The organism is Aquitalea magnusonii (genome assembly GCF_003202035.1).
Taxonomy (GTDB): Bacteria; Pseudomonadota; Gammaproteobacteria; order Burkholderiales; family Chromobacteriaceae; genus Aquitalea; species Aquitalea magnusonii.
In genome coordinates, this window is record NZ_QJKC01000003.1 from 227662 (window position 1) to 251535 (window position 23874).

Sequence of the window (23874 nt, forward strand, 5' to 3'; positions counted from 1 at the left end):
GCGGCAAGACCACCCAAGCAAAACGCCCGCTCAGCGGGCGTTTTGCTTGGTGGAAGGCATGGCTGCCGGTTCAGACTGCGTCGGCCAGGATCAGCCGCACATTGTGCTCTTCCAGCAGCTTGGCCAGCGACTCCGGCGGTTCGGCATCGGTGAACACGGTGTGGAATTCACTGATATGCCCCATGCGCACCAGGGCATTGCGGCCAAACTTGCTGTGGTCGGCCGCCAGGTAACGGTGACGGGCATTGGCCATCATCGCCTGTGCCACCCGCACTTCGCGGTAGTCGAAATCCAGCAGCGAGCCATCGGTTTCGATGCCGGATACGCCGATGATGGCGTAATCCACCTTGAACTGGTTGATGAAATCCAGCGTGGCCACCCCGGTGATGCCGCCGTCCGATGCACGCACCACGCCGGAGGTGATCATCACGGTGAAATCCGGATTGGCCGACATGATGGACGCCACATGGATATTGTTGGTGATGACCCGCAAACCCTTGTGGGTGATGGTCAGTGCCTGCGCCACCGCTTCGATGGTGGTGCCTATGCTCATGAACAGCGAGGCGTGATCGGGAATGCTGCCGGCGATCATGTCGGCAATATGTGCCTTTTCGCTCTGGAATTTTCCTTTGCGCGCAAAGTAATCCTCATTCTCCACGCTACTGCCCAGCGCAGCACCGCCGTGATAACGGCGCAGCAAATTTTCTTCGCATAGCTGGTTGATGTCACGCCGGATGGTCTGTGGCGTGACATCGAGCAGTCTGGCCAGCTCCTCGATCGGCATGAAGCCGTTTTCGCGGACCAGCTGCAGAATCTTGTCGTGACGGGGTGAGCGGCTCATAGGGATTCGATTCCGAAAATCATGTTTAGTTACTAACATATTTTCCGGTCAAAGGGCAAATGCTTGCGCCAATCCACCCTTGACCCGCCACAAGCCGGCAGCGAAAGCCGTATCCCGTACAACAGCCGGCAGGCTAGCCCAGCACGGCATGCAGGGCCGCCGCCGCCAGCACGGCCGTGGTATCCACCGCCGGCAGGCCGCAATTGGCATCATCCAGAACCAGCGGCAGCTCGGTACAGGCCAGGGCAATGCCGTCACAGCCCTGATCGCGCAAAGCAGCCACCACCTGCAGCAGTTGGCGCAGGCCATCCGCACTGGCCCGGCCAGTGGGCACCAGCTCGTCAAAAATCACCTGCTGCAGCATGGCCTGCCCGGCCGGGTCAGGAATGCATTCCTCGATGCCCACGGCAGCAAACGGCGCGCGGTAAAGATGGGACTGCATGGTCCAGCGCGTGCCCAGCACGCCCACCCGGCGCAGGCCGCGGCGCTGGCAATCGGCCGCCACCACGTCCAGCATGCTCAGCACCGGCAGCGGGGAGCGCTGGCGGATGCCGTCGATACGACAATGCACGGTATTGGCCGGAATCACCGCCAGTTGCGCCCCGGCCCCGGCCAGCCGCTGCAGCGAACCGACGATGGAGTCTTCCACGATGTCCCAGCGCTCTTGCAGCTGGGCGGCGTGCACCACGCCAAAGTCTGGCTGGTCGAGCACGAAACGCGGGTGGTGATGGTGGCCGCCGCACAAGCGGGCAGACAGCTGGTGCAGCCTGGACAGGCAATCAAGGGCGCCGGGCACGGTCACGCCGGCCACGCCGATAACGGGGAGAGTCATGTTGGGGTTTGTCATCCATCAGGGGTGTACCTCGGCACGTGCGCGGGTACGCGGTTCGGAAGACCTATTATGCCATTCGGGACGCAAGATGAACTCGCCGATCGGCATCGGCCGCGCATAACGGTAGCCTTGCAGCAGGTGGGCACCATGCTGGCGCAGATAGTCTTCCTGCTGCACGAATTCCACCCCTTCGGCCACCACGGTCAGTCCCAGCTTGGCCGCCAGCTGCAGGATGCTGTCCAGGATATCCGCCGACAGGCTGTCGCTGCCGATGCCGGCGACAAAGCTGCGGTCTATCTTCAGTTCATCCACATCCATTTTTTGCAGATAGGACAGGCTAGAGTGCCCGGTGCCGAAATCATCGATGGCGATGCGCACGCCCAGATCATGCAGCTGGCCTAGCAGGGCATCGGTTTGCGGACCGGTGGCGATCAGTTCGCGCTCGGTCAGTTCCAGGGTGAGCCGGATGCTGTCGGGCGGGAAGGCCGCCAGAAAGGCCGCGCAATCGGCTGGCAGGGAGCCATCCGCCACATAGGCAGCACTGACATTGATGCTGATCTGAAAACCGGCCGGCAAGCTGAGCGTGCCCAGTTGCGCGGCGGTCTGCTGCATCAGCGAACGGGTCATGGCCACGATATGGCCGGTGCTTTCGGCAAAGGGGATGAACAGGTCGGGCAGCACCATGCCATCAACCGGATGCTGCCAGCGCATCAGCACCTCCACCCCGCACCACTGCAGCTGGTGGCTGTCCACCAGCGGTTGCAGGTAGGGAATGAATTCCTGCTGGCGCACTGCCCGTTGCAATTCGCGGCTGGGCGCACCGCTGCGCAGCAGCAGGCGATGAAAGCCCCAGCTGAAGGTAGCACTGAACAGGAGCAGCAGGATCAGCTGATCCGGCTCCTGACCCAGTCGTTCCAGCAGCAGGTTGGGCATGGAGTAATCCATGACGATGGCCAGTGGATAATGCGCCGAGTGCAGGCTGCGCTGCTGCCAGTAAGGGCGGTCCGGCGGCGAGCTCATGCCGCCGTCCTCGTCCAGCCAGCGGTCGCCAACATGCAGGTAAAACCAGGTGTTCTGCTCCAGATGCGCCAGCCGGTCCTTGAGATAATCACTATCCACCACGACCTGGATGCCGTTCACATCGCCACGCTTTGCCTCCAGCCACAACATCAGCAAGGGGTGCCAGGGCGATAGCCGGTTGCCGCGCCATAATTTCAGCCGTTCCTCGCGCGGGTACTCCTGCGAATAGGCCGGCGCGTGCCAGCCAATCACCGAATCGCAATACACCCTGCCTTCGTGATCAATCAGCCGCATCGAACGGACATAGGGCTGGGTGGTGACCTGGCGGCGTATTTCCGGGTAGATGGCATGGCAGTCCAGACTGGGCTGCTGCAACATGGCCTCGCCGGTTTTCTGTGCCTGTTCCAGTATCTGCTCGATCTTTTTCAGCTTGAAGGCATGCTGCCCCTCCAGCATGTGTTGGATGCCGGAATAAAACTGGTACAGCATCAACAGGCCGCCCAGCATGAACAAGGCCAGACCGGGCAGCATGGTCAGCATGATGCGCTGACTGCGACCCAGTGGCTCGAGGGAAGGAAATTGCACGGGACCTCCGATGAAAATTCACCACAGGTCCCACTGTAGGCCAATAAAAAACCGCCGAGAGCGGCGGTTTGCTTTTAAACAGTATTAACTGATCAACTGGCCAGTCTTGCCTTGTGGCGGGCGATCTGGGCACGCACCTGGTCCGGTGCCGTACCACCCACGTGGTCACGCTGGGCCAGGCTGCCTTCCGGCGTCAGTACCTGGTAGATGTCCTGCTCGATCAGCGGGCTGAACTGTTGCAGCTCTTGCAGCGACAGATCGGCCAGATCCACACCACGGCCTTCGGCATAGCGCACGCTCAGTGCCACCACTTCGTGGCTGTCGCGGAAGGGCAGGCCCTTCTTCACCAGGTAGTCGGCCAGGTCGGTGGCGGTGGCAAAGCCCTGCAGCACCGCCGCGCGCATGGCTTCCGGCTTCACGGTGACGCCACGCATCATGTCGGCGTAGATGCGCAGGGTGTCGATCAGGGTGTCCACGGTATCGAACAAGGGTTCCTTGTCTTCCTGGTTGTCCTTGTTGTAGGCCAGCGGCTGCGCCTTCATCAGGGTGACCAGGGCAATCAGATGGCCCACCACGCGGCCGGATTTGCCACGTACCAGTTCCGGCACGTCCGGGTTTTTCTTCTGCGGCATGATGGAGCTGCCGGTGCAGAAGCGGTCGGCGATGTCGATAAAGCCGACGCGCGGGCTCATCCACAGGATCAGCTCTTCCGACAGGCGGCTCAGGTGCACCATCACCAGGCTGGCGGCGGCGGTGAATTCGATGGCGAAGTCACGGTCGGACACGGCGTCCAGCGAGTTGTGGCAAACATCGTCAAACCCCAGCAGCTGGGCGGTGTAGTGACGGTCGATGGGGAAGGTGGTGCCGGCCAGGGCGGCCGCACCCAGCGGCAGGCGGTTGACGCGCTTGCGGCAGTCGCTCATGCGCTCGGCGTCACGCGCCAGCATTTCCACATAGGCCAGCATGTGGTGGCCAAAAGTCACCGGCTGGGCCACTTGCAGGTGGGTGAAGCCCGGCATCACGGTGTCGGCATGCTGTTCGGCCAGTTCCAGCAGGCTGGTTTGCAGTTCGGCAATGAAACCGACGATGGCGTCGATCTGTGCGCGCAGCCACAGGCGGATGTCGGTGGCCACCTGGTCGTTACGCGAACGGCCGGTGTGCAGGCGTTTGCCGGCATCGCCGATCTTGTCGGTGAGGCGACGCTCCACATTCATGTGCACGTCTTCCAGATCCACACTCCACTCCAGTCGGCCGGCGCGGATATCGTCCAGGATTTCAGCCATGCCACGGCGGATTGCCGCCACATCGTCATCGGACAGCACGCCAGCCTTGTTCAGCATGGTGGCGTGGGCCAGCGAGCCTTCGATGTCGAATTCGGCCAGACGTTTGTCGAAGTCGATCGAGGCGGTGTATTTCTTGACGAGTTCGGAAACCGGTTCGCTGAAGCGACCGGACCAGGCATGGCTTTCTTGCATCTCGATGATTCCCTGCGGTGATTGTTCTGGGCTACCCCAAGGCAGCAGCGGCAATTATAGGGAAAGCCTCCCCTCAGGGCGAGTCGGCTCTTGCCCGGCTGTGGCATTACCGTGTCATGGGTGTGGTGTGATCCGCCAGCGCATCGGCCAGATAGTCGATCAGCACCCGCACCTTGGGTGGCAGATAGCGGTTGGGCGGATACAGCAGCCAGGCCATGCCGCGATAGGCGGTAGTGAATTCCCAGTCGTCCAGCACGGTTTCTATCTGCCCGGCGTCCAGCGCCGCCTGCGCGGTAAAGTGCGGCAAGGGCGCAATGCCCAGGTGGGCCAGCACACCTTCCAGACGCAGCTCGCTGTGATTGGTGGCATAGCGGCCGGTTACCGCCACCGTCAGCTGTTCCTTGCCGCGTTGCAGCTGCCAGCGCTTGTCGGCCTCATGCTCGGCCAGGTACAGGCACTGGTGCTGCGCCAGATCGCGTGGATGGGCGGGCCGGCCATGCATGGCCAGGTAGTGCGGCGAGGCGCACAGCAACTGGCGCACCGGCAGCAAGGGCCGCCCGGCCATGCCGGGTGGCGGGGTGTCGGTCACCCGCACGGTCAGGTCCAGTCCGTCGGCCAGCGGGTCGACATCACGGTCGCTGATGAACAGCTCCACATCCACCTGTGGATAACGGGCCAGGAAGGCCGGCAGCAACGGCGCCACCACAAAGCGGCCAAAGGCCTTGGGCATGCTGATGCGCACCCGGCCCTGTGGCCGCGCATATTGTTGCTGGGCCTGTTGCACCGCTTCGTCCGCGGCATCCAGCATGCTGCGACAGCGCGCCAGCGTGGCCTGCCCGGCATCGGTCAGCCGCAGCTGGCGGGTGCTGCGTTCCAGTAGCCGCACGCCCAGTGCCGCTTCCAGCCGGGCCACCTGGCGGCTGATGGCCGACGGGGTCATGCCCAGTTGCCGCGCCACTGCCGAAAAACTGCCGCGCTCCGCCACCAGCGCAAATACCGCCATGTCCGGCAGCATGGCGATCAGCCGATTTGTTCCCATTACGCACAATTCCTGTTCCGCTAACCGTGATTATCAAGCCATGACCAGGCAATGATAATGAGCGCACTGACCCGACAATGAAAGCCCGCCATGCCTAGCCGCCACCCTTTGCATCAGCGTTACCCCGGCCTGCCCGACCTGTTGCTGCTGCTGGTGGCCATGGTGTGGGGCAGCAGTTATGGGCTGGCCAAGCAGGCGCTGCAGTTTTATCCGGTGCTGGGCGTGCTGGCCCTGCGCTTCGGCCTGAGCTTCCTGCTGTTGCTGCCCACCCAGCGCGCCCTGGCCGACCCTGCCGTCCGCCGCGCCACCCTGGGCGCAGCGCTGCCGCTGGGGCTGGGCTTGCTGGCGATTTTCCTGTGCGAGACCTATGGCATCGCCCATACCACGGCGGCCAATGCCGCCTTTCTGATCAGCCTGTGCCTGGTGCTGACGCCTTTTGCCGAATGGCTGCTGCTGGGGCAACAGCCCACCACGGATGCGCTGCTGGCGGCAGCGGCCGCACTCTGCGGTGCCTGGCTGCTGAGCGGTGCCACTCATTTGCAGTTGAACAGCGGTGATCTGCTGATCCTGCTGGCCGCCGTTCTGCGTGCAGTCGTGACCAGCCTGACCCGCAAGCTGACCGCAGACCGGCCGGTGGCCACGCTGGCGCTGACCGGCCTGCAAGGGCTGCTGATCTGCCTGGGCTGCCTGCTGCTGGCCGGCCTGAATGGCGGTCTGCCCGCCCTGCCGCGGCAGCCGGCATTCTGGGGCGATATCCTGTTTCTAGTCTTGTTGTGCACCCTGTTTGCCTTTTTCGCCATGAACTACGCGCTGCGTCACAGCAGTGCTACCCGTGTGGCCCTGCTGACTGGCAGCGAGCCGGTGTTCGGTGCACTGTTTGCCGTGCTGTGGCTGGGCGAAACGCTGAGCGCCAGCAGCTGGCTGGGTGGTTTGCTGATGGTAGCCGCCAGCCTGTGGGCGGTACGGCCGGGCAGATTGCAAACGGCCACCGCCTGAATGCCGCCGCGCTGATTCGCCTGGGCGGATGGCGGCTTGCTATCATTGGACTACCTGTCCCTTGTCCCCGACCCCATGCGCCAGCCTCTGCGACCACACCCGCTCCTTGCCGTCCCCGACTTCCGCAATCTGGGGGTGATGCTGCGCATCCTGCTGTCACTCAATCTGCTGCTGTTATGCAGCGCGGTTTTCCTGCCGGATGGCGATACGCTGACCCTGCGCATCCTGAGCCGGGCCAGCTGGGTGGAGCCGTCACTGCTGCTGAGCCTGGGCCTGCTGGCCCTGCTGTCGCCCTGGCTGGCCCGGCAGCGGCGCGGCAGCTGGCTGGTGCTGGCCCTGTGCATGGCCTGCGTGCTGGTGCAGGACAGATTGCTCAATCCGCTGGAGCTGCCGCGGCTGGACCGCCCGCTGCTGGCCGCACTGCTGGCCTGGCTGCTGCTGCATTACTTCAGCCTGCGCCAGCGCGCACTGTCGCCGGCGCTGGGCGAGGCCAGGCTGGCGGCGCTGCAGGCGCGCATTCGCCCGCACTTCCTGTTCAATAGCCTGAATGCCGCCATTGCCCTGATCCGCTCGCGGCCGGAAAAGGCGGAAATGGTGCTGGAAAACCTGGCCGACCTGTTTCGCGCGCAGATGGCCGACCCCGGCCATGCCTCCAGCCTGGAGCGGGAAATCGAACTGGCCAGGATGTATCTGGCCATCGAAAGCGAGCGGCTGGGGCAGCGCCTGAACGTGGTATGGGACATCCAGGCCGCGCTGGATGCCAGCCTGCCGCCGCTACTGTTGCAACCGCTGGTGGAAAACGCCGTGCACCATGGCGTGGAGCGCTGCGGCGCGGGTGGCGAGATCCGCATCCGTGCCCAGCTGAAAAGCGGCCAGCTGTTGCTGAGCGTCAGCAATCCGCTGGCTGCTGAAGCTGGCGAACCGCATCGTGGCAACCGCATTGCGCTGGACAATCTGCGCGAACGGCTGGAGCTGTTTTACGATGCCGAGGCCTCCTTGCAGGTAGCCGCCGCCGACGGCCAGTACCACACGCTGATCCGCCTGCCCTATCGCCCGCTGTCGCGCCAGCAACAATCCGCACTGCTGCACTGAACACCACCAAGGGAGCCACCATGGGTAAAAACCGCCTGGAAGCCTTCAGCGATGGCGTGATCGCCATCATCATCACCATCATGGTGCTGGAACTGAAAGTCCCGCACGACACCAGCCTGACAGCACTGAGCGCCTTGTGGCCGGTCTTCCTCAGCTATGTGCTGAGCTTTGTCTATGTCGGCATCTACTGGAACAATCACCACCATTTCTACCATGTGGTGCGCCAGGTGGACGGGCGCGTGCTGTGGGCCAATCTGCATTTGCTGTTCTGGCTGTCGCTGCTGCCCTTTGTCACGGGCTGGATGGGGGAAAACCACATGGCTGCCGTGCCGGTGGCCCTGTACGGCGTGGTGCTGCTGATGTCCGCGCTGGCCTGGTATCTGATGCAGCGCGCCCTGCTGTGTGTGGCGGGCAACCGCGAGGTGATGGGCCGGGCCCTGGGCACCGACCTGAAAGGCAGGCTGTCGCCCCTGTTCTACCTGGCCGGCATCGGGCTGTCGTTTTACCAAAGCTGGCTGGGTGCGGCCATCTACGGCCTGATGGCGCTGTGGTGGCTGGTACCGGACCAGCGCATGGAACAGGCGGCGCGGGCGCAACATTGATCTGGTCAGCCTGGATTCGCTGGGCCTGCAACGCATCGATTTCATCAGGATCGATGGGGAAGGCATGGATGCCCTGATCCCGCACCTGAAAAAAGAAGACGGCCGCCTGCTACTGGTGTAACCCCTGCGCCGCTAGAGCTGCCAGGCCAGCCGGGTGGCTTCATAGATGGCTTCTTCGGCGGTGCGCGGTGCCAGACAGTCACCAATGGCATGGATAGGCAAGGGCAAGCCTGCCAGCTGCTGGCGCAGGCCATCCTCCGGCTGCAAGGGCTGGCACAGCACCAGCGTGTCCACCCCCTCGCACAGCATGGCTTCCTCGCTGGCGGTGTGTTGCAGATAGACGGTGTCATCGTCCACGCCATACAGCCGGGCGTAGGGAATGATCGTCACCTGCAGCCGGTGCAGCTGGGCCGCCAGCTGGTCGCGCACATACATTTGCAGCGCCTGCCCCATATGGGTGGCATTGACCGCCAGCGTGACCCGGTGCCCGCTCTGCGCCAGCCGGATCGCCAGCCCCGGCCCGACCCAGTCGGCACGCCAGTCCGCCACCACCACCCGGCTGCCCGGCCGTGCGCCCTGCAGCACCGCCCAGCCATCCAGCAGCTGCAGGTCACCGCTGATGTCCAGCCGTGGCGGCGCAGGGCGGGCACCGGTGGCCAGGATCAACAGCTCGGCCTCCTGCTGCTGCACCAGCGCCCGGTCCACCGTCTGGCCCAGCACCACCTGCACGCCCGCCTGTTGCAACTCGTAGTGCAGATTGGTGAGCAGGCCGCCAAACTCGGCCCGGCCCGGCAGCTGCTGCGCCAGCAGCACCTGGCCGCCCAGCTGGCTGGCCGCTTCGTATAGCGTCACCCGATGGCCGCGCTGCGCGGCAATCACCGCCGCCTTCATCCCGGCCGGCCCCCCGCCCACCACCAGCACCCGCCGCGCGCTGCTGGCCGGAGTCAGCTGGCCGAATTGCAGCTCGCGCCCGGATACCGGGTTCTGGATGCAGGAAATCGGCAGGCCACGGTGAAAACGCCCGATGCAAGCCTGATTGCAGCCAATGCAGGCACGAACGGCATCCGCCTGGTCTTGCGCCACCTTGTTGGGTAGTTCCGGGTCGCAGATCAGCGCCCGTGTCATGCCACAGGCATCCACCACGCCGGCGGCCAGCAATTGTTCCGCCTCCTGCGGCTGATTGATACGGCCGGCCAGCAGCAGCGGAATGTCCAGCTGGCGACGGAAGCGCTCGGCCTGCCCGGCCAGGTAGGCCGCCGGATAGGCCATGGGCGGGGCAATATGCACGGCGCCGCCCAGCGTGGCCGAGGTGCCGGCCACCAGGCTGACATAATCCAGCGCCGGCTGCATGGCCACGCAGGCCGCCAGTGCCTCGTCTTCCGTCAGCCCCTCGGCATCGCATTCGCCGGCGGAAATGCGCAGGCCCACCACGCAGTCCGGGTCCACCGCCGCGCGGATCGCCGCCGCCACTTCCTGCAAAAAGCGCAGCCGGGCCGCGGCATCACCGCCATAGCCATCGCTGCGCTGGTTGAGCCGCGGATTGAGAAACTGTGCCGGCAGATAACCATGGCTGGCCACGATCTCCACCCCGTCCACGCCGGCCGCGCGAATACGGCGCGCGGCCGCGGCATAGCCGGCCACGATTTCAGCGATTTGCGCCGTACTCAGCGCGCGCGCCACCACATGAAAACGCTCGCTGGCACAGCGCGAGGCGGAATAGGCCACCGCCTGCATGCCGTCGGCGGTTTCCATGATTTCACTGCCGGGATGAAACAGCTGGGCAAACACCCTGGCGCCGGCGGCCTGCACGGCCGTGGCCAGTGCCCGATAGCCGGCTATGCAGCCATCGTCGGTGGCCATCAGGGCATGCGAGGTGTAACGCGCACTCTCATGCACGCCGGATACCTGCAGCACGATCAGGCCGACACCGCCCTGTGCCCGCGCCTGATGATAGGCAATCAATTCCGGGCTGACCTGGCAGTCGACCGGCAGCACGGTATCGTGCCCGGTGGATACGATGCGGTTGCGCAAGGTCACGCTGCCGATCTGCAACGGTGACAGCAAATGGGGAAAACGTGTGGACATGGCAGCTCCGTGTGGGTGAGGGGTCATCACGATCAGGGTCTGCCGATGGTTGGGGCAAGCGCCCGGCTTGACTGCTGGCCCTTGGTGCTGGCCTGTACCACCTTACAGTGTCTTGCCGGCGCGCCAAGGGCGGGCCGGACAGGCGCGCTCCGCCAGCCGCTGACGGAGCGCGCCTGCTGCTCCTGCTTATTTCAGCGTGGCCAGGTAATTGACGATGGCGGTGCGCTGCCCGGCATCGGGCACGCCGGGAAATGGCATGGTATTACCCGGCACCGCTTGCTGCGGGTTGGCCAGATAAGCCGCCAGACTGGTTTTGTCCCAGGGTTTGCCGTAGGTCTTCATCGCCCGGCTGTAACGGAAACCGGGATAACTGCCGGCTTTGCGGCCCATGATGCCTTTCAGGCTGGGGCCGACACCATTGCTGCCATTCACGCTGTGACAGGCGGCACACTGGGCAAAAGCGGCGGGGGCTGGGGCGGCGGCAAGCGCCGGCAGGGGCAGCAAGGCAGCAGCAAATAACAGAGTACGCATGGGAATCTCCTTTGGGGGTGGACAAGGCCGCACCATGCGGGCGGCCCGATTGCATTACAGACGGCCGGGAGCCTGCAGATAGCGCAGCAGGTCATCCCCCAGCCGCAAGGCCAGTGCAGCCAAGGGGCCGGTGGGGTTGTAGCCGGAGTTGTGGGGATAGACCGAGGCGCCCACCACAAACAGGTTGTGGGCATCCCAATGCTGCAGATGCGGTGACACCACGCTGTCATGGGGTGTTTCACCCATGATGGTGCCGCCGACGATGTGGGTGGTCTGATAGATGCGGCTGTCAAACGGGACCACCAGGCCTTGCAGGCTGCCCACCTTGTCCGCACCGCAGTGCCGGGCGATCTCCATCATCTTGCCGCTGACAAACTGCGCCATCTTTTGCTCGTTGGCGCGGAAATCGAAAGTCATGCGGACCAGCGGCCGGCCATAGACATCGCGATAGGTCGGGTCCAGGCTGAGATAGTTGCCCCGGTGCGGATAGCAGCTGCCCTCGACACCCAGCGACATGGAGTGGGCATACCAGTCGGCATTGGCCTGCTTCCACGCCGTCCCCCAGCGCGGGGTGCCATCCGGCACCCGTCGTCCCTTGATGGGACGGCCACTGAACTGGTAAGCCTGAATGGTGCCGCCACCCAGAAAGCCCAGGCCAGTGTGGTCGAAATTATCGTTATTGAAATCGTCGATCAGGATCTGGGTACTGCCGCTGGCCAGGAAGGGATTGAACCATTTGTCCTTGAAGAACAGGTCTACCCCGGTATTCACCTGATAGCAGAAGTTCTTGCCCACCACGCCGGTATTGCTCACCGGGTCGTAGGGCGTGCCGATCTTGCTATGCAGCAGCAGCTGGGCATTGCTCATGGTAAAGGCGGCCAGCACGATGACCTCGGCCGGCTGTTCGTATTCTTCCCCGGTCAGCAAGTCCAGGCAGTGCACCGCCGTGGCCCGCTTGCCCTGTGCGTCGTAACGCAGGCCCAGCACCTGGGTATTGAGCCTTACTTCAAAGCTCTTGCGCTGGCGCAGCATGGGGTAGAGCAAGACCTGGGGCGAGCCCTTGGCATTGGCCTCGCAGATAAAGCGTTCGCAATGGCCGCAATACTGGCACTGCCCCAATTTTTGCCCGTCCGGATTGGTATAGGCGCCGGAGGAGTTGGCCGCCGCCTGGGGGAAGGCATGGTAGCCCAGCTTGTCACAGGCCTGCTTGAACACCAGCCCGGATTCCAGCACATGCAGCGGCGCCTGGGGATAGGGTCCGCTGCGCGGTGCTTCGAAGGGATTGCCGCCCGGCAGCTTTTTGCCATCGATATTGCCCGCCTGACCGGATACCCCGAACAGCTTTTCAAACAGGTCGTGGTAAGGCTCCATCTCGGCATAGGTCACCCCCCAGTCCTGCAAGGGCATGTCGGCCGGAATGGCCTGCTTGCCATAGCGCCGCTCATAATGGCTGCGCAGCTGCGGGTCGTACTCGGCCCAGCGCCACAAATGGCCGTTCCAGTGATTACCGGCACCGCCCAGCCCCTGTCCCGGCAGGAAGGACTCCATCCAGCGCACCGGCAGTGCGGTCTGATTATGCTGATGACGCAGGGTGTAGGTTTCGCGCGACCAGTCCTGGATCAGCCCCTGGCGCACCGCCCAGCGCAATTCGTCACGCTGGTTGGGCAGGCTGGATTCCGGGCCCTTGCTGTGATCGCCACCACGTTCCAGCACCAGTACCTCGCATCCTTTGGCGGTCAGCTGGCGGGCGATCAGACCGGCGGTGAGGCCGCCGCCCACAATCACCACGGTTTTGCTTGCTCGTTGTTTCATACCGGCTCCCTTAGCTGAAATCCGCAATCGATTTGGGGGTGGCACGCCCTGGGTAGGGTTTGCCCAGATAATTCACCACATCCAGTGCATGGGTGGCCGGCAGGCCGGGGTAGCCGATCATCTTCCAGAACACCATGCCGACATTGCCGCCGTACAGCGGGTCGGCATAACAGGCTTCGCAAAATAGCGGATACACCAGGCTGTTAAACCATTCGCCCAGGTCCAGCTGCTCGCCCTGAATCTGGCCGGCGGCCAGTTGCTGCAAAAAGGCATTGCCCTGCTCAGGGCTGAGCGCATCAAACAACTGGCCATGCAGCCGCTGTGCAGCACGGTCAGCTTCTGCTATGCCCGTCTTGAAATACTGCTGTGGGGTGAGCGGCAACTGCGGGCCGCACTGCACCGCACCTTGCAGGAACGGCCCTGCCGCATAGCGCCGTGCCCCCTGGCCAAAACTGCCGGCCAACTGGCGGTCGATATAAATGGCCAGCCCGCAATCCACGCCATTGGGGGTATGGGCATCAGCCGGACACATGATGTTGAGCATGCTTTCGACAAAAGCGGCCTCGTCCGGGCCAAAGCTTTCATAGCCATAGACGGTGTTGATCACCGGGGCCTTGGTCGTGGCCGCCGCGGCATCCGGGGCCTGCAGCAGCAGGGCCGCCGCCGTGCCACCGGCAAGGGCCTGACCGAGGGGCAGGCTGCCGGATGCAGCCGCCAGCTGTTTGAGGAAAACCCGGCGCGAGGCGGTGGCCGGAGCGGAGGAAGGAGAATCGACAGAATGGGGCATCACAAACTCCTGGAGCGGTCTGTAGCAATGGGAGCCCTCCGTCCGGCAGAGGTCCGACCGGAGTGGCTGGATGGAGAATGATTCCCGGCAACAGGCAAAAACAAGGGGCTGAAGGAGGTCGCCAGTGGAAAAGGAAATTTCTCTGGCTCAAGGGAAAAAATGACGCAAAACAAATAATTCTTCGGCAGCTAACTCCGGAAAACAGGCGGGGACAAAGCAGTGCGGCAAAGGCAAAGATGCAAAACAGTAACTTCGGCTTGTAGCAGACAGCCCATCTCACCCAAAACCTGCTGGCTGCATAGCGCGGTTACTACAGTTATTCCACTCCTTCCGACCAGCCCAACCTTGGAGAAGCCCACCATGAGCCACCAGACTGTCGGTGAAGTCATCGTCGAAACCCTGCAACAAGCCGGGGTGCAAAACTGCTACGGCATTGTTGGCGACACCCTCAATCACATTACCGATGCCATCCGGCGCAGCCAGATCAAGTGGGTTCATGTGCGCCACGAGGAGGTGGCCGCCATGGCCGCCGGCGCGGAAAGCTATATGACCGGCAGGCTTGCCGCCTGCGCCGGCAGCTGCGGCCCCGGCAGCCTGCATACCATCAACGGCCTGCTGGAAGCCCACCGCAACCGCTCACCGGTGGTGATGATCGCCACCCAGGTGGCGCTGACCGAGCTGGGCATGGAGTTTCCGCAGGAGGTGGACCTGGCCGCCATCTTCAAGACCTGCAGCCATTTCTGCGCCACGCTGTATACCCCGGCGCAAGCACGCCGGCTGACGGCCCAGGCTGCGCAGGCCGCCATCAATCTGCGCGGCGTGGCGGTATTGATCGTGCCGGGCGATCTGGCCGGACAGCCGGTGCCACCCGGCCTGCCCTTCAGCACCCACCACCCCCAGCCGGTATGCAGCCCGTCCACCAGCGAGCTGGACCAGATGGCCGAGCTGTTGCTGTCTTCCGAGCGGCTGGCACTGTATTGCGGCTCCGGTTGCGCCGATGCACATGATGAAATCGTCGAGCTGGCCCGCCGGCTCAAGGCACCGGTGGCCCACACCAGCCGCGCCAAGGACTTTATCGAACCGCACAATCCCTACAATGTGGGCATGACCGGCATGCTGGGCATCGAATCCGGCTATCACGCCACCCAGGAGTGCGACACGCTGTTGCTGCTGGGGGCAGACTTCGCCTGGTCCTCGTTCTACCCGCACCGCGCCACCATCGTGCAAGTGGACAACCAGGCCACCCATCTGGGGCGGCGCCATCCGGTCAAGCTGGGGCTGGTGGGCGATATCCGCACCACCTTGCAACAGCTGCTGCCGCGGCTGCCGGAACGGCACGATGACAACTTCCTGCAGGAGTGCCAGAAGCTGCGGCACAAATCGCTGCGCTGGCTGGCTGAGCAAGAAAAACCGGGGCATAACGGGCTGATTCACCCGCAATACCTGATCCGGCTGATTGATGAGATGGCCGCGGAAGATGCCTTCCTGGTGGGTGATTCCGGCACCGCCATGGTCTGGCTGCTGCGCCACACCACCGCCAATGGCAAGCGCCGCACCCTGGCCAGCCTGATCCACGGCACCATGGCCAATGCCATGCCGGAGGCGCTGGGCATCAAGAACGCCTTTCCGGACCGTCAGGTCATTGCCATCTGCGGCGATGGCGGCCTGTCCATGCTGATGGGGGATCTGCTCACCATCGTGCAGGAGGGGCTGGACATCAAGATTGTCATCCTCAACAACAGCGCGCTGGATTTTGTCGAGATCGAACAGAAAACCGAGGGCCTGATGAATGCCTACACCGATCTGCACAACCCGGACTGGGCAAAACTGGCCGAAGCCATCGGCTTCAAGGGTCTGCGTGTCGAGCATGCCGACCAGCTGCCCGATGCGGTGGCCCGCTGGCTGGCCGAGCCCGGCCCCATGCTGCTGGATGTCAAGGTGAACCAGTACGAGCTGGTGATGCCGCCCACCGTGACCTCGGATGAAGTGCTGCACACCGCCCTGTATTCGGCCAAGGCCATCCTGTCCGGTCATGGTGGTGAGGTGGTCAAGCTGATCGAAAGCAATTTCCTGCGCCGTTAAGCCACACCGCCCCGGCCAGCCCTGGCCGGGGTCACTCCCCTTTGCCCATTGCCCGATAGATCGCCAAGGAGCAGCCCATGACGCTTGCCCGACACCTCTCCCCTGCCCGGCTACTACTACTGGCCTGGCTATTGGGTGCCGTTTTCTATTTTCTCGACTACGTGGTACGCACCAGCCCGGCAGTCATGCTGCACCCACTGGCCACACAGTTTGGCATCACGCCACTGCAGGCCGGCAGCCTGCTGGGCAGTTATTTCATTACCTATTCCTTGTGCAGCCTGGTCGCCGGCCTGTCCATCGATCACCTGGGCCCGCGGCCATCGCTGGTGGCCGGCTGTGTCATCCTGGCGCTGGGCTGCCTGTGCTTTCTGGCCAGCTCGCAGACCGGCGGCTATGTCGGCCGGCTGTTGCAAGGGGCCGGCTGTGCCTTTGCCTGGCCGGGCTGCGTGTTCATTGCCACCCAGGGTTTCAGCCCGCACCGGCTGGCCACCATACTGGGCATTACCCAGGCCAGCGGCAATCTGGGCGGCTATCTGGGGCAGTACGGCATCGGCCATGCGCTGGCCGCCGGGCTTGGCATCACCCAGTACTGGGGCATACTGGCCGTGCTGATCCTGCTGCTGGCCGGCGGCTTCCTGTTGCTACTGCGCCCGCAACAGCAGCCCACGCCGCACACCGCAGCGGCCACGGACACACTGACCCTGCTGCAGCCCTTCCGCATCATTCTGTCAAACCGGCAGTCGTGGCTGGCCGGGGTGATCGGCGGGCTGATGACGGTGCCGACCTCGGTGTTTGCCATGACCTGGGCAGTCGACCTGTTCCAGAGCGACCGCCAGTTCAGCTATGCCGATGCGGTGCTGGTCAGCTCGATGGTGTCGCTGGGCTGGATTGCCGGCAGCCCCTTGTTTGGCCTGTGGTCGGACCGGCTGGGCCAGCGCAAGCCGGTGCTGTGTACCGGCGCGGTACTGATGTTGCTGGTGATGATGCAGCTCTTCCTGTTTCCGGACCTGTTACCGGGCGAAATCAGCATGTTGCTGCTGGGCGTGGTATCCGGCGCCGAGCTGCTGGTGGTGAGCATCAGCAAGGAAGTGAACCCTGATCGGGTCAAGGGCAGTGCCGCCGGCTGTGCCAATTTTCTGGTATTTGGCTGCGCCACCCTGGTGGGCATGCTGTACAACCTGTTCCTGGCTTACAGCAACAGCAGGCCCGGCACCTTGCTGCAACACTTTCAGCAGTCCGGCCTGTTCTTCATTGGCTGTACCGTGCTGGCCATCCTGCTGATCCTGGGCTTGCAGGAAACCGGGCCCGGCCGGATGGGCAAGCCGGGCAGACCAGCAGCCTGAGCGGCTGGCCGGCAAGAAAAAACCGTCACCCGGAGGTGACGGTTTTTTCGTTTGCCAGGCGAGGTGGCGGATCAGCCGCTATTGCGCAGACCAGCCGAAGTGCCATTGATGGTGAGATGGATGGCATACAGCGCCTCGGCATCATCCGGATTGGCGCGCAGGCGCTGCAGCAGGTCGGCCTGCAGCAGGTTGAGCGCATCCAGATAGGGCAGACGGGTTTCCAGGCTGCGGTGCAGGGTGGGGTTTTGCTGCAGCAGGCTGCTTTGGCCGCTGATGGCAAAGAAGGCATCGTGGGTTTTCTGCCATTCCGCCTCGATCTGGCCAAACAGCTTGTCGGCCAGCGCGCGGTCCTCCACCAGGGCGGCAAAGCGGCGGGCAATGCCCAGGTCGGCCTTGGCCAGCACCTGTTCCATATTCGACAGGATCACCTGGAAGAAGGGCGAGCTACGGTACAGGCCCTGCAAGCGCGCCAGCCCCTGGTCGCCATGGCGGGCGATAAAGCTGGCCACCGCCGAACCAAAACCGAACCAGCCGGGCAGCATCACCCGCGATTGCGACCAGGAGAACACCCAGGGGATGGCACGCAGGTCCTTGATGGAGGCCAGGCTCTTGCGCGAGGCCGGGCGGCTGCCGATATTGAGCTTGGCAATGGCGTTGATCGGCGTGGCTTCCAGGAAGTACTGCATGAAGCCCTCGGTTTCCACCAGCTGGCGATAGGCCTTGAACGCCGCCTCGGACAGCTCGTCGAACACCTCGCCATCGGCCTCGCTGGACGGATGGCTGGTCAGGCTGGCTTCCAGCGTGGCGGCCACCAGCGCTTCCAGGTTGCGGGTGCCGATGTCGGGGTCGGAATACTTGGAGGCAATCACCTCGCCCTGCTCGGTAATGCGGATACGCCCGGCCACACTGCCGGCCGGCTGCGCCATGATGGCCTCGAAGGACGGGCCACCACCGCGACCCACCGAGCCGCCACGGCCATGGAACAGCCGCAGCTTGACCCCGGCCTTGTCAAAGCTTTGCACCAGACGCTGTTCCGCCTTGTACAGCTCCCACTGGCTGGTGAGATAGCCACCGTCCTTGTTGCTGTCGGAATAGCCCAGCATCACTTCCTGCAGCATGCCGCGGCTCTTCAGCAGCAACTGGTACCACGGCAGCGCAAACAGCGTGTCCATGATGTCGGTGGCGGCCACCAGGTCGGCAATGGTTTCAAACAGCGGCACCACATTGATGGTGGACACCGGCAGGCCGTTTTCCAGCCGGATCAGCCCGGTTTCTTTCAGGATCAGTGCCAGCGCCAGGATGTCGCTGACCGAGGCGCAGTTGGAAATGATGCTCTGGCTGATGGCCTCCACCCCGAATTGCTGCTGGATCAATGCCGCCTCGCGGAAGATGGCCAGCTCCTTGTCGGTATCCGCGCTGTATTGCTGGTAGGGCGAGTACAGCAGGCGTGGCGTGGCCAGTTCGCGCAGCAAGACGCGGATGCGCGCCGCCTCGTCCAGCGCCGGGTAGTGTTCCAGTCCGGCACTGGAAAACAGCTCGCTCACCACCGCTTCGTGCATGCCGGCAAACTGACGCAAGTCCACCGGCATCAGGAAGAAGCCGAATACCTCCACCGCACGGCGCAGCCGGGCCAGCCGGCCGTCCGCCAGCAAGGCACTGCCATGGGCGCTCAGCGAATCGGCCACGGTCGTCAGATCAGCCTGAAATGCCGCAATATCGGCATAGGGCGCGCCGGCCGGCCAGCGGCCGCGCACCGCCAGGCCCAGCTCGGCCGCCTTGCCCAGCAGACGGGCCTCGATGGTGGCCAGTGCGCGGCGATAGGGTTCCTGCTCGCGGCTTTCCTTGTTATCCGGCGTCTGCCCGGACAGGGCCTGCAAGGCCGGGCTGACCGCAACATGGCGTTCGGACAGCGACAGCTCGCGGTACAGCGCGGCCAGTTCGCCCAGGTAATGCTCGAAAGCCTGGGTAGCCTGCAAGGTAAAGGCATGGCGCAAGACTGCGGCGTTGACATTGGGGTTGCCGTCGCGGTCACCGCCTATCCAGCTGCCCACCCGGATAAAGGGCGGCAGGGTGGGCGTCTGGCCCCAGGCCGTCTCCACTTCCTTGCCCAGGCGCTGATACAGCCGCGGCAGGGCGGAGAAAAAGGTCATCGGGTGGTAGGCCACGCCATTCTTGATTTCGTCCTCCACCGACAGTTTGAAATGGCGGATTTCCGAGGTCTGCCATAGCGACAGGATCACCCGCTTGAGCTTGCCGTCCAGTTCGCTTTCCTCTTCCGGGGTGATGTCCGGCGAACCCAGCTGGCTGAGGAATTTGCGTACGGCGCGGTGGCCATCCAGCACGCTCTGGCGCTGTACCTCGGTGGGGTGGGCAGTGAGGATGGCGCCGACATAGGCGTCCTGCAGGGTGTCGGACAGCTGGGCAAAGCTGACGCCCTCTTCCTTCAACCGCGCCAGCGCCCGGTTCAGGCTACCTTGCTGCGGGCGCGAGCCGGCAATCTGGTGGGCACGACGACGACGGGTGTGGTGCAGGTCTTCCGCAATATTGAACAACTGGGCATACAGGCCACAGGCGCGCACCAGCGCGGTGGTGGCCTTGGGCGACAGGGTATCCGGCAGCGGCAGCGCGCGTTGTTCCGGTGTGCGCGCGGCAATGGCTTTCACCTCCTGGTACACCTCGGGGCCTTCCTGGGCGTGCAGCACTTCGCCCAACAGGCGGTCCAGCCGCGCCAGGTCGGCACGTAGGGGAAGATCCTTGTCCAGCTCCGTCATGTCCTGTTTCCTTTGTAGAATCGTCTGGCCGAGCTATCCGCTTGCGCTGTGCATGACCGCGCAAACGTGATGACGGCCTTGTGTATGAATGGGATGGCAATCTTCTCAAGACAGGTTGCTACCTGGCGTCAGCAGACTGGCGAACAAACATCATAGGCAGCATTGCCGCTGTAGTGTGTTCATTACCGAATTTTCCTGATTTTTTTCGCACATTTTGTGCACAACAGCAACGGGGGTTGACCCTTGCCTGCGCCCGGCCGCAGCCCGACGAAGCCATGCAAGCACCCTGCACACAAATCAAGCGCAGCAGACTTTCCTGCTGCGGCTGAACCATTTCCCCTTCCGGCAAGTCTAGGCATGCCACCAAAACGACAGCCGCGGCGGCTACGCGAATCCGCCACCACCGTAGCGGTCAGGCACCCCGGACTTGCTGTGGCACCAGCCTTCAGAAAACAACTTGCTTGTGAAATGGAATGATCGATAATAACCCTTACGTCATAAACAGCTCGAACCACAGAACACCTATGTTCACCCGCCTGGCCCTGCTGGCGGCTAGCAGCCTGCTGCTGGGTGAAATGGCGCTTGCCCATGGCGCCAGCGCCCCTGCTGTCGATTGTCCACAGGCCGAGCAAGCCGCCAGGGGAAAACGCATCCTGCAGAATCAGGCCATTGGCCGGGCTCTGGACAAGAACCCGGTTGCCATCGGCCTGGCCCGTCGCGCCAAGAACAAGCAGCTGGATGCCGGCGGCTGTTGAAACATTATCGATAAGGTTAACCGTTCGCCATGTCTGAACATCGCTCCCTGCTGCGCAAATCCCTCCTGCTATTACTGGTGCTGCTGTTGCTCGCCGGCTGGGGAGGCTTGCGTGCCCGTCACAGCCTGCTGACGATGGATATCGCCAAAATGAATACCTCCAGGCCATGGAAGATGGCATCGCTGGTACTACTGACGCCGGATGAACGGCGCCAGATCAAGGACTTCACCCACGACAAACACGAGGACTGGGATAAATTCTTTACCCTGGCCAGCGGCATTTCCATCCAGAAAATCATCGATACACAAAGCCAGCTTGAACAGCAGGCCGCAAACAAACCACAGTAAGCAGGCCGGCCGGGGCAGTTTTGCAGCGCGGCCAGGCCCTCACTGCGCAAGCGCCAGACAAATGGCCAGTGCCCGCCGGCCACCCTGACGGCGCTGTTCCGCCGCAAATATCCCTTCCTTGATCCGACTCCAGGCCTTGCCCTGCCTGCATGCTAGAATCGGACGAATTTCATCGTCAGGAATGCAATTGATGGACAAGATCGTCATCGCCAGCCGCGAAAGCCGCCTGGCCATGTGGCAGGCCGAACACATCCAGGCCCGCCTGCAAGCGCTGTATCCGCACCTTACCGTCGAAATCCTTGGCATGACCACCCAGGGCGACCAGATCCTGGACAAGACCCTGTCCAAGATCGGCGGCAAGGGTCTGTTCGTGAAAGAGCTGGAAGTGGCGCTGGCCGAAGGCCGTGCCGACCTCGCCGTGCATTCCATCAAGGACGTGCCCATGGTGCTGCCGGAAGGCTTTGCCCTGGCGGCCATCTGCGAACGCGAAGACCCGCGCGATGCCTTTGTTTCCAACAAGTTCGCCAGTCTGGCCGAGCTGCCGGCTGGTGCCGTGGTGGGCACCTCCAGCCTGCGCCGCGAATCGCAGCTGCGCGCCCGCTATCCGCAACTGGTGATCAAGCCCTTGCGCGGCAATGTGCAAACCCGTCTGCGCAAGCTGGACGACGGCGAGTACGACGCCATCATTCTGGCCGCTGCCGGCCTCAAGCGCCTGGAGCTGCACGACCGTATCCGGTCAGAACTCGCCCCGTCGGAAAGCCTGCCGGCGGCAGGGCAAGGCGCGCTGGGCATCGAGATCCGCGCCGACCGCGCCGACATGCTGGCCCTGCTGCAACCCTTGAACCATCCCGACACCCACGCCTGCGTCAGCGCCGAACGTGCGCTGGCACGCGAACTGGGCGGCAGCTGCCAGGTACCGCTGGGCGCCTTTGCCACCCTCAGCGACGACGTGATCAGCCTGGGCGGCTTTGTGGCGCATCCGGATGGCTCGGTGATGCTGACCGCCGCCGCCAGTGCGCCGCGCCAGTATGCCGACTCGCTGGGCCGCGCCGTGGCCAAACGCCTGCTGGATGATGGCGCCAAGCCATTGATCGACGCCGTACTGAAAGACCAGCAATGACAGCAGCCGGCCGCCGCATCCTGGTGGCCAGACCGGCCGCGCAAAGCGGCCGCTTGCTGACTCTGCTGGCAGATGCCGGCTGGCAGGGACAAGCCTTTCCGGTAATGGACATCCCGCCTCTTGCTGCTGCGCTGGCCCGCCTGCCACAACAAGCTGCACAAGCTGACTGGCTGTTCTTTGTCAGCCCCAGCGCCATCGACATTGCCTGGCCAGCACTACAGCAACAGCCGCTCAAGGCCAGGCTGGCCTGTGTCGGTCAGGCCAGCGCCGGCCGCCTGGCCAGGCTCAGCGGCCAGGACATCCTGTTTCCCACGGCAGGCAGCGACAGCGAAGCCCTGCTGGCCCTGCCCCAGCTGGCCGATGTCGCCGGCCAGCACTGGCTGATCGTGCGCGGCCAGGGTGGCCGTGCCCTGCTGGCTGACACCCTGTGCGCCCGTGGCGCGCAGGTGAGCCTGGCCGAGGTCTACCAGCGGGTGGATGGCCGGCCGGACTGGCGCCTGCTGGACGAAGGCCCGCCGGACGCCATGGTGATCACTTCCAGTGAAATGGCCGAGCAATTGTTCAGACTGGCTGGTCCGGCAAGAGCCGGGACGTTACAATGCCTTTTGTATTGTGTGCCGCACCCGCGCATTGCCGAACGATTGCAGGCTCTGGGCGCGACACGCATCGTGACAACCCGGGCCGATGACGATGCGCTCGTCGCCGGCCTCAGAGAATGGTTCTCCCGTCACCCATGAGCGAAACCCAGACTGTCGACACCCCCCGTCCGTCCCGCAAAAAACAGCTGAACCTGGCCTTGCTGGTAGCGCTGGCTGCCCTTGGCCTGTCCGGCTGGCAGCTGTACAGCACCCAGCAGGAACTGACTGCCGCCCGCCAGGAACTGGCAGGCCGGCTGGCTGAAGGCAATGGCGCCTCCAAGGAATTGCGCGGCATGACCGAGCAGGCACTGACCGCCGCCCGCGCCACCGACGCCAAGCTGGCGGTACTGGAAACCCGCGTCAACGAATCCGCCGGCCAGTACGCCACGCTGAACGGCATGTACCAGGAGCTGACCAAGACCCGCTCCGACTGGCTGCTGTCCGAGGTGGAACACACCCTGGCCATTGCCAGCCAGCAGCTGCAACTGGCCGGCAATGTTCCCGCCGCCATCTCCGCACTGCAGATGGTGGATGCCCGCCTGTCCAAATTCGACCAGCCGCAGCTGATCGCGGTGAAAAAAGCCGTGGCCACCGATCTGGAAAAGCTCAAGGCCCTGCCCTATCTGGACACCGTCGGCCTGACCGTCAAGCTGGACCGGCTGATGCTGTCCAGCGACAGCCTGCCGCTGGTGGTGGATGCACATCGCCTGCAAGACAAACGTACCGCCAAGACGCTGCCGGCCAGCGCCCCCTTCTGGGAGCGCCTGGTGGCCGATATCAGCCAGAGCCTGGGCGAGCTGGTGCACATCCGCCGCATGGACAAGCCCGAAGCGCTGCTGCTGTCGCCTGAGCAATCCTTCTTCCTGCGCGAAAACCTGAAAATGCGCCTGCTGGATGCCCGCCTGGCGCTGATCCAGCGTGACGGCACCACCTTCGATGCCGATGTCAGCGCCGCCCAGTCCTATGTGCTGCGCTACTTCGACAATGACGCACCAGCCACGCGCCAGTGGCTGTCCACCTTGCTGGAACTGAAAGGTGCGCCACTGTCGGTAACCCTGCCCGACCTCAATGCCAGCCTGAAAGCGGTACGTGATGCCCAGGGCAACAAGGGAGACTGACCG

General features: G+C 63.8%; 20 protein-coding genes. 10 read left to right on the plus strand and 10 right to left on the minus strand.

Annotation, left to right across the window (positions count from 1 at the left end; genetic code table 11):
* Nucleotides 1-70: 70 nt before the first annotated feature.
* The 5 genes from DFR38_RS04700 to DFR38_RS04720 all read right to left on the minus strand — a co-directional run bounded on the left by DFR38_RS04700 (nucleotide 71) and on the right by DFR38_RS04720 (nucleotide 5792).
* Entirely contained in the window at nucleotides 71-841 is a 771-nt protein-coding gene (locus DFR38_RS04700; RefSeq protein WP_059286917.1) for a DeoR/GlpR family DNA-binding transcription regulator, read from the minus strand.
* Between the two features lie 133 nt (nucleotides 842-974).
* Nucleotides 975-1673 (minus strand): aspartate/glutamate racemase family protein, encoded by a 699-nt coding sequence (locus DFR38_RS04705; RefSeq protein WP_158527686.1) that lies wholly within the window; start codon nucleotides 1671-1673, stop codon nucleotides 975-977.
* A gap of 18 nt (nucleotides 1674-1691) precedes the next feature.
* Complete coding sequence (locus tag DFR38_RS04710) at nucleotides 1692-3278, minus strand: EAL domain-containing protein (RefSeq protein ID WP_146215913.1); 1587 nt, start codon at nucleotides 3276-3278, stop codon at nucleotides 1692-1694.
* 92 nt (nucleotides 3279-3370) lie between these two features.
* Nucleotides 3371-4753: an argininosuccinate lyase gene (gene argH / locus DFR38_RS04715; RefSeq protein ID WP_059286914.1), complete on the minus strand. Its 1383-nt coding sequence runs from the start codon at nucleotides 4751-4753 to the stop codon at nucleotides 3371-3373.
* A gap of 106 nt (nucleotides 4754-4859) precedes the next feature.
* Nucleotides 4860-5792 (minus strand): LysR family transcriptional regulator, encoded by a 933-nt coding sequence (locus tag DFR38_RS04720; protein ID WP_110313067.1) that lies wholly within the window; start codon nucleotides 5790-5792, stop codon nucleotides 4860-4862.
* A 90-nt stretch (nucleotides 5793-5882) separates the two neighbouring features.
* On the opposite strand from DFR38_RS04720, the gene DFR38_RS04725 reads away from it, so the two are divergent.
* The 3 genes from DFR38_RS04725 to DFR38_RS04735 are packed head-to-tail and all read left to right on the plus strand — an operon-like array spanning nucleotide 5883 to nucleotide 8482.
* Nucleotides 5883-6788 carry a DMT family transporter gene (locus DFR38_RS04725; protein ID WP_110313068.1) on the plus strand — a complete coding sequence of 302 codons (906 nt, stop codon included), beginning with the start codon at nucleotides 5883-5885 and terminating at the stop codon, nucleotides 6786-6788.
* A 36-nt stretch (nucleotides 6789-6824) separates the two neighbouring features.
* A complete protein-coding gene (locus DFR38_RS04730) occupies nucleotides 6825-7880 on the plus strand; it encodes a sensor histidine kinase (RefSeq protein ID WP_211310727.1) in 1056 nt (351 codons plus the stop codon).
* A 20-nt stretch (nucleotides 7881-7900) separates the two neighbouring features.
* Entirely contained in the window at nucleotides 7901-8482 is a 582-nt protein-coding gene (locus DFR38_RS04735; RefSeq protein WP_059287562.1) for a TMEM175 family protein, read from the plus strand.
* A gap of 132 nt (nucleotides 8483-8614) precedes the next feature.
* On the opposite strand, the gene DFR38_RS04740 is transcribed toward DFR38_RS04735, so the two are convergent.
* The 4 genes from DFR38_RS04740 to DFR38_RS04755 form a co-directional block, all read right to left on the minus strand.
* Nucleotides 8615-10567: an oxidoreductase gene (locus tag DFR38_RS04740; protein WP_110313070.1), complete on the minus strand. Its 1953-nt coding sequence runs from the start codon at nucleotides 10565-10567 to the stop codon at nucleotides 8615-8617.
* Between the two features lie 186 nt (nucleotides 10568-10753).
* On the minus strand, nucleotides 10754-11098 hold the full coding sequence (locus DFR38_RS04745; protein ID WP_059286858.1) for a c-type cytochrome: 345 nt from the start codon (nucleotides 11096-11098) through the stop codon (nucleotides 10754-10756).
* 54 nt (nucleotides 11099-11152) lie between these two features.
* Nucleotides 11153-12910, minus strand: coding sequence for a GMC family oxidoreductase (locus DFR38_RS04750; protein WP_110313071.1), 1758 nt, complete (start codon nucleotides 12908-12910; stop codon nucleotides 11153-11155).
* 10 nt (nucleotides 12911-12920) lie between these two features.
* Nucleotides 12921-13697, minus strand: a complete 777-nt coding sequence (locus DFR38_RS04755) for a gluconate 2-dehydrogenase subunit 3 family protein (protein ID WP_059286859.1) — start codon at nucleotides 13695-13697, stop codon at nucleotides 12921-12923.
* Nucleotides 13698-14057: 360 nt separating this feature from the next.
* Here DFR38_RS04755 and DFR38_RS04760 point away from each other — a divergent pair, with 360 nt between their 5' ends.
* Both DFR38_RS04760 and DFR38_RS04765 read left to right on the plus strand, forming a co-directional pair.
* Nucleotides 14058-15779: a thiamine pyrophosphate-dependent enzyme gene (locus DFR38_RS04760; protein ID WP_059286860.1), complete on the plus strand. Its 1722-nt coding sequence runs from the start codon at nucleotides 14058-14060 to the stop codon at nucleotides 15777-15779.
* Between the two features lie 77 nt (nucleotides 15780-15856).
* Complete coding sequence (locus DFR38_RS04765) at nucleotides 15857-17122, plus strand: MFS transporter (RefSeq protein WP_082693580.1); 1266 nt, start codon at nucleotides 15857-15859, stop codon at nucleotides 17120-17122.
* A gap of 71 nt (nucleotides 17123-17193) precedes the next feature.
* Here the strand turns inward: DFR38_RS04765 and ppc are convergent, their stop codons facing one another.
* Nucleotides 17194-19893 carry a phosphoenolpyruvate carboxylase gene (gene ppc, locus DFR38_RS04770; protein ID WP_110313072.1) on the minus strand — a complete coding sequence of 900 codons (2700 nt, stop codon included), beginning with the start codon at nucleotides 19891-19893 and terminating at the stop codon, nucleotides 17194-17196.
* Nucleotides 19894-20417: 524 nt separating this feature from the next.
* On the opposite strand from ppc, the gene DFR38_RS04775 reads away from it, so the two are divergent.
* From DFR38_RS04775 to DFR38_RS04795, 5 genes are all read left to right on the plus strand, one after another.
* Nucleotides 20418-20648, plus strand: coding sequence for a hypothetical protein (locus DFR38_RS04775; protein WP_059286862.1), 231 nt, complete (start codon nucleotides 20418-20420; stop codon nucleotides 20646-20648).
* 29 nt (nucleotides 20649-20677) lie between these two features.
* Complete coding sequence (locus DFR38_RS04780; RefSeq protein ID WP_059286863.1) at nucleotides 20678-20995, plus strand: hypothetical protein; 318 nt, start codon at nucleotides 20678-20680, stop codon at nucleotides 20993-20995.
* A gap of 190 nt (nucleotides 20996-21185) precedes the next feature.
* Nucleotides 21186-22115 carry a hydroxymethylbilane synthase gene (gene hemC / locus DFR38_RS04785; protein ID WP_110313073.1) on the plus strand — a complete coding sequence of 310 codons (930 nt, stop codon included), beginning with the start codon at nucleotides 21186-21188 and terminating at the stop codon, nucleotides 22113-22115.
* Nucleotides 22112-22852 (plus strand): uroporphyrinogen-III synthase, encoded by a 741-nt coding sequence (locus DFR38_RS04790; protein ID WP_110313074.1) that lies wholly within the window; start codon nucleotides 22112-22114, stop codon nucleotides 22850-22852. Before hemC ends, DFR38_RS04790 begins: the two co-directional genes overlap by 4 nt.
* Nucleotides 22849-23871 (plus strand): uroporphyrinogen-III C-methyltransferase, encoded by a 1023-nt coding sequence (locus tag DFR38_RS04795; protein ID WP_110313075.1) that lies wholly within the window; start codon nucleotides 22849-22851, stop codon nucleotides 23869-23871. Before DFR38_RS04790 ends, DFR38_RS04795 begins: the two co-directional genes overlap by 4 nt.
* Nucleotides 23872-23874: the final 3 nt, after the last annotated feature.

Excerpts from the sequence above, each read along its gene's own strand:
- DFR38_RS04760 (WP_059286860.1), top strand. The coding sequence starts at position 14,058 with ATGAGCCACCAGACTGTCGGTGAAGTCATCGTCGAAACCCTGCAACAA.
- DFR38_RS04755 (WP_059286859.1), bottom strand. The coding sequence starts at position 13,697 with ATGCCCCATTCTGTCGATTCTCCTTCCTCCGCTCCGGCCACCGCCTCG.
- DFR38_RS04765 (WP_082693580.1), top strand. The coding sequence starts at position 15,857 with ATGACGCTTGCCCGACACCTCTCCCCTGCCCGGCTACTACTACTGGCC.
- DFR38_RS04725 (WP_110313068.1), top strand. The coding sequence starts at position 5,883 with ATGCCTAGCCGCCACCCTTTGCATCAGCGTTACCCCGGCCTGCCCGAC.
- DFR38_RS04735 (WP_059287562.1), top strand. The coding sequence starts at position 7,901 with ATGGGTAAAAACCGCCTGGAAGCCTTCAGCGATGGCGTGATCGCCATC.
- DFR38_RS04720 (WP_110313067.1), bottom strand. The coding sequence starts at position 5,792 with ATGGGAACAAATCGGCTGATCGCCATGCTGCCGGACATGGCGGTATTT.
- DFR38_RS04790 (WP_110313074.1), top strand. The coding sequence starts at position 22,112 with ATGACAGCAGCCGGCCGCCGCATCCTGGTGGCCAGACCGGCCGCGCAA.
- DFR38_RS04740 (WP_110313070.1), bottom strand. The coding sequence starts at position 10,567 with ATGTCCACACGTTTTCCCCATTTGCTGTCACCGTTGCAGATCGGCAGC.
- ppc (WP_110313072.1), bottom strand. The coding sequence starts at position 19,893 with ATGACGGAGCTGGACAAGGATCTTCCCCTACGTGCCGACCTGGCGCGG.
- DFR38_RS04775 (WP_059286862.1), top strand. The coding sequence starts at position 20,418 with ATGTTCACCCGCCTGGCCCTGCTGGCGGCTAGCAGCCTGCTGCTGGGT.
- DFR38_RS04780 (WP_059286863.1), top strand. The coding sequence starts at position 20,678 with ATGTCTGAACATCGCTCCCTGCTGCGCAAATCCCTCCTGCTATTACTG.
- argH (WP_059286914.1), bottom strand. The coding sequence starts at position 4,753 with ATGCAAGAAAGCCATGCCTGGTCCGGTCGCTTCAGCGAACCGGTTTCC.
- hemC (WP_110313073.1), top strand. The coding sequence starts at position 21,186 with ATGGACAAGATCGTCATCGCCAGCCGCGAAAGCCGCCTGGCCATGTGG.
- DFR38_RS04705 (WP_158527686.1), bottom strand. The coding sequence starts at position 1,673 with ATGACTCTCCCCGTTATCGGCGTGGCCGGCGTGACCGTGCCCGGCGCC.
- DFR38_RS04750 (WP_110313071.1), bottom strand. The coding sequence starts at position 12,910 with ATGAAACAACGAGCAAGCAAAACCGTGGTGATTGTGGGCGGCGGCCTC.
- DFR38_RS04700 (WP_059286917.1), bottom strand. The coding sequence starts at position 841 with ATGAGCCGCTCACCCCGTCACGACAAGATTCTGCAGCTGGTCCGCGAA.
- DFR38_RS04795 (WP_110313075.1), top strand. The coding sequence starts at position 22,849 with ATGAGCGAAACCCAGACTGTCGACACCCCCCGTCCGTCCCGCAAAAAA.
- DFR38_RS04745 (WP_059286858.1), bottom strand. The coding sequence starts at position 11,098 with ATGCGTACTCTGTTATTTGCTGCTGCCTTGCTGCCCCTGCCGGCGCTT.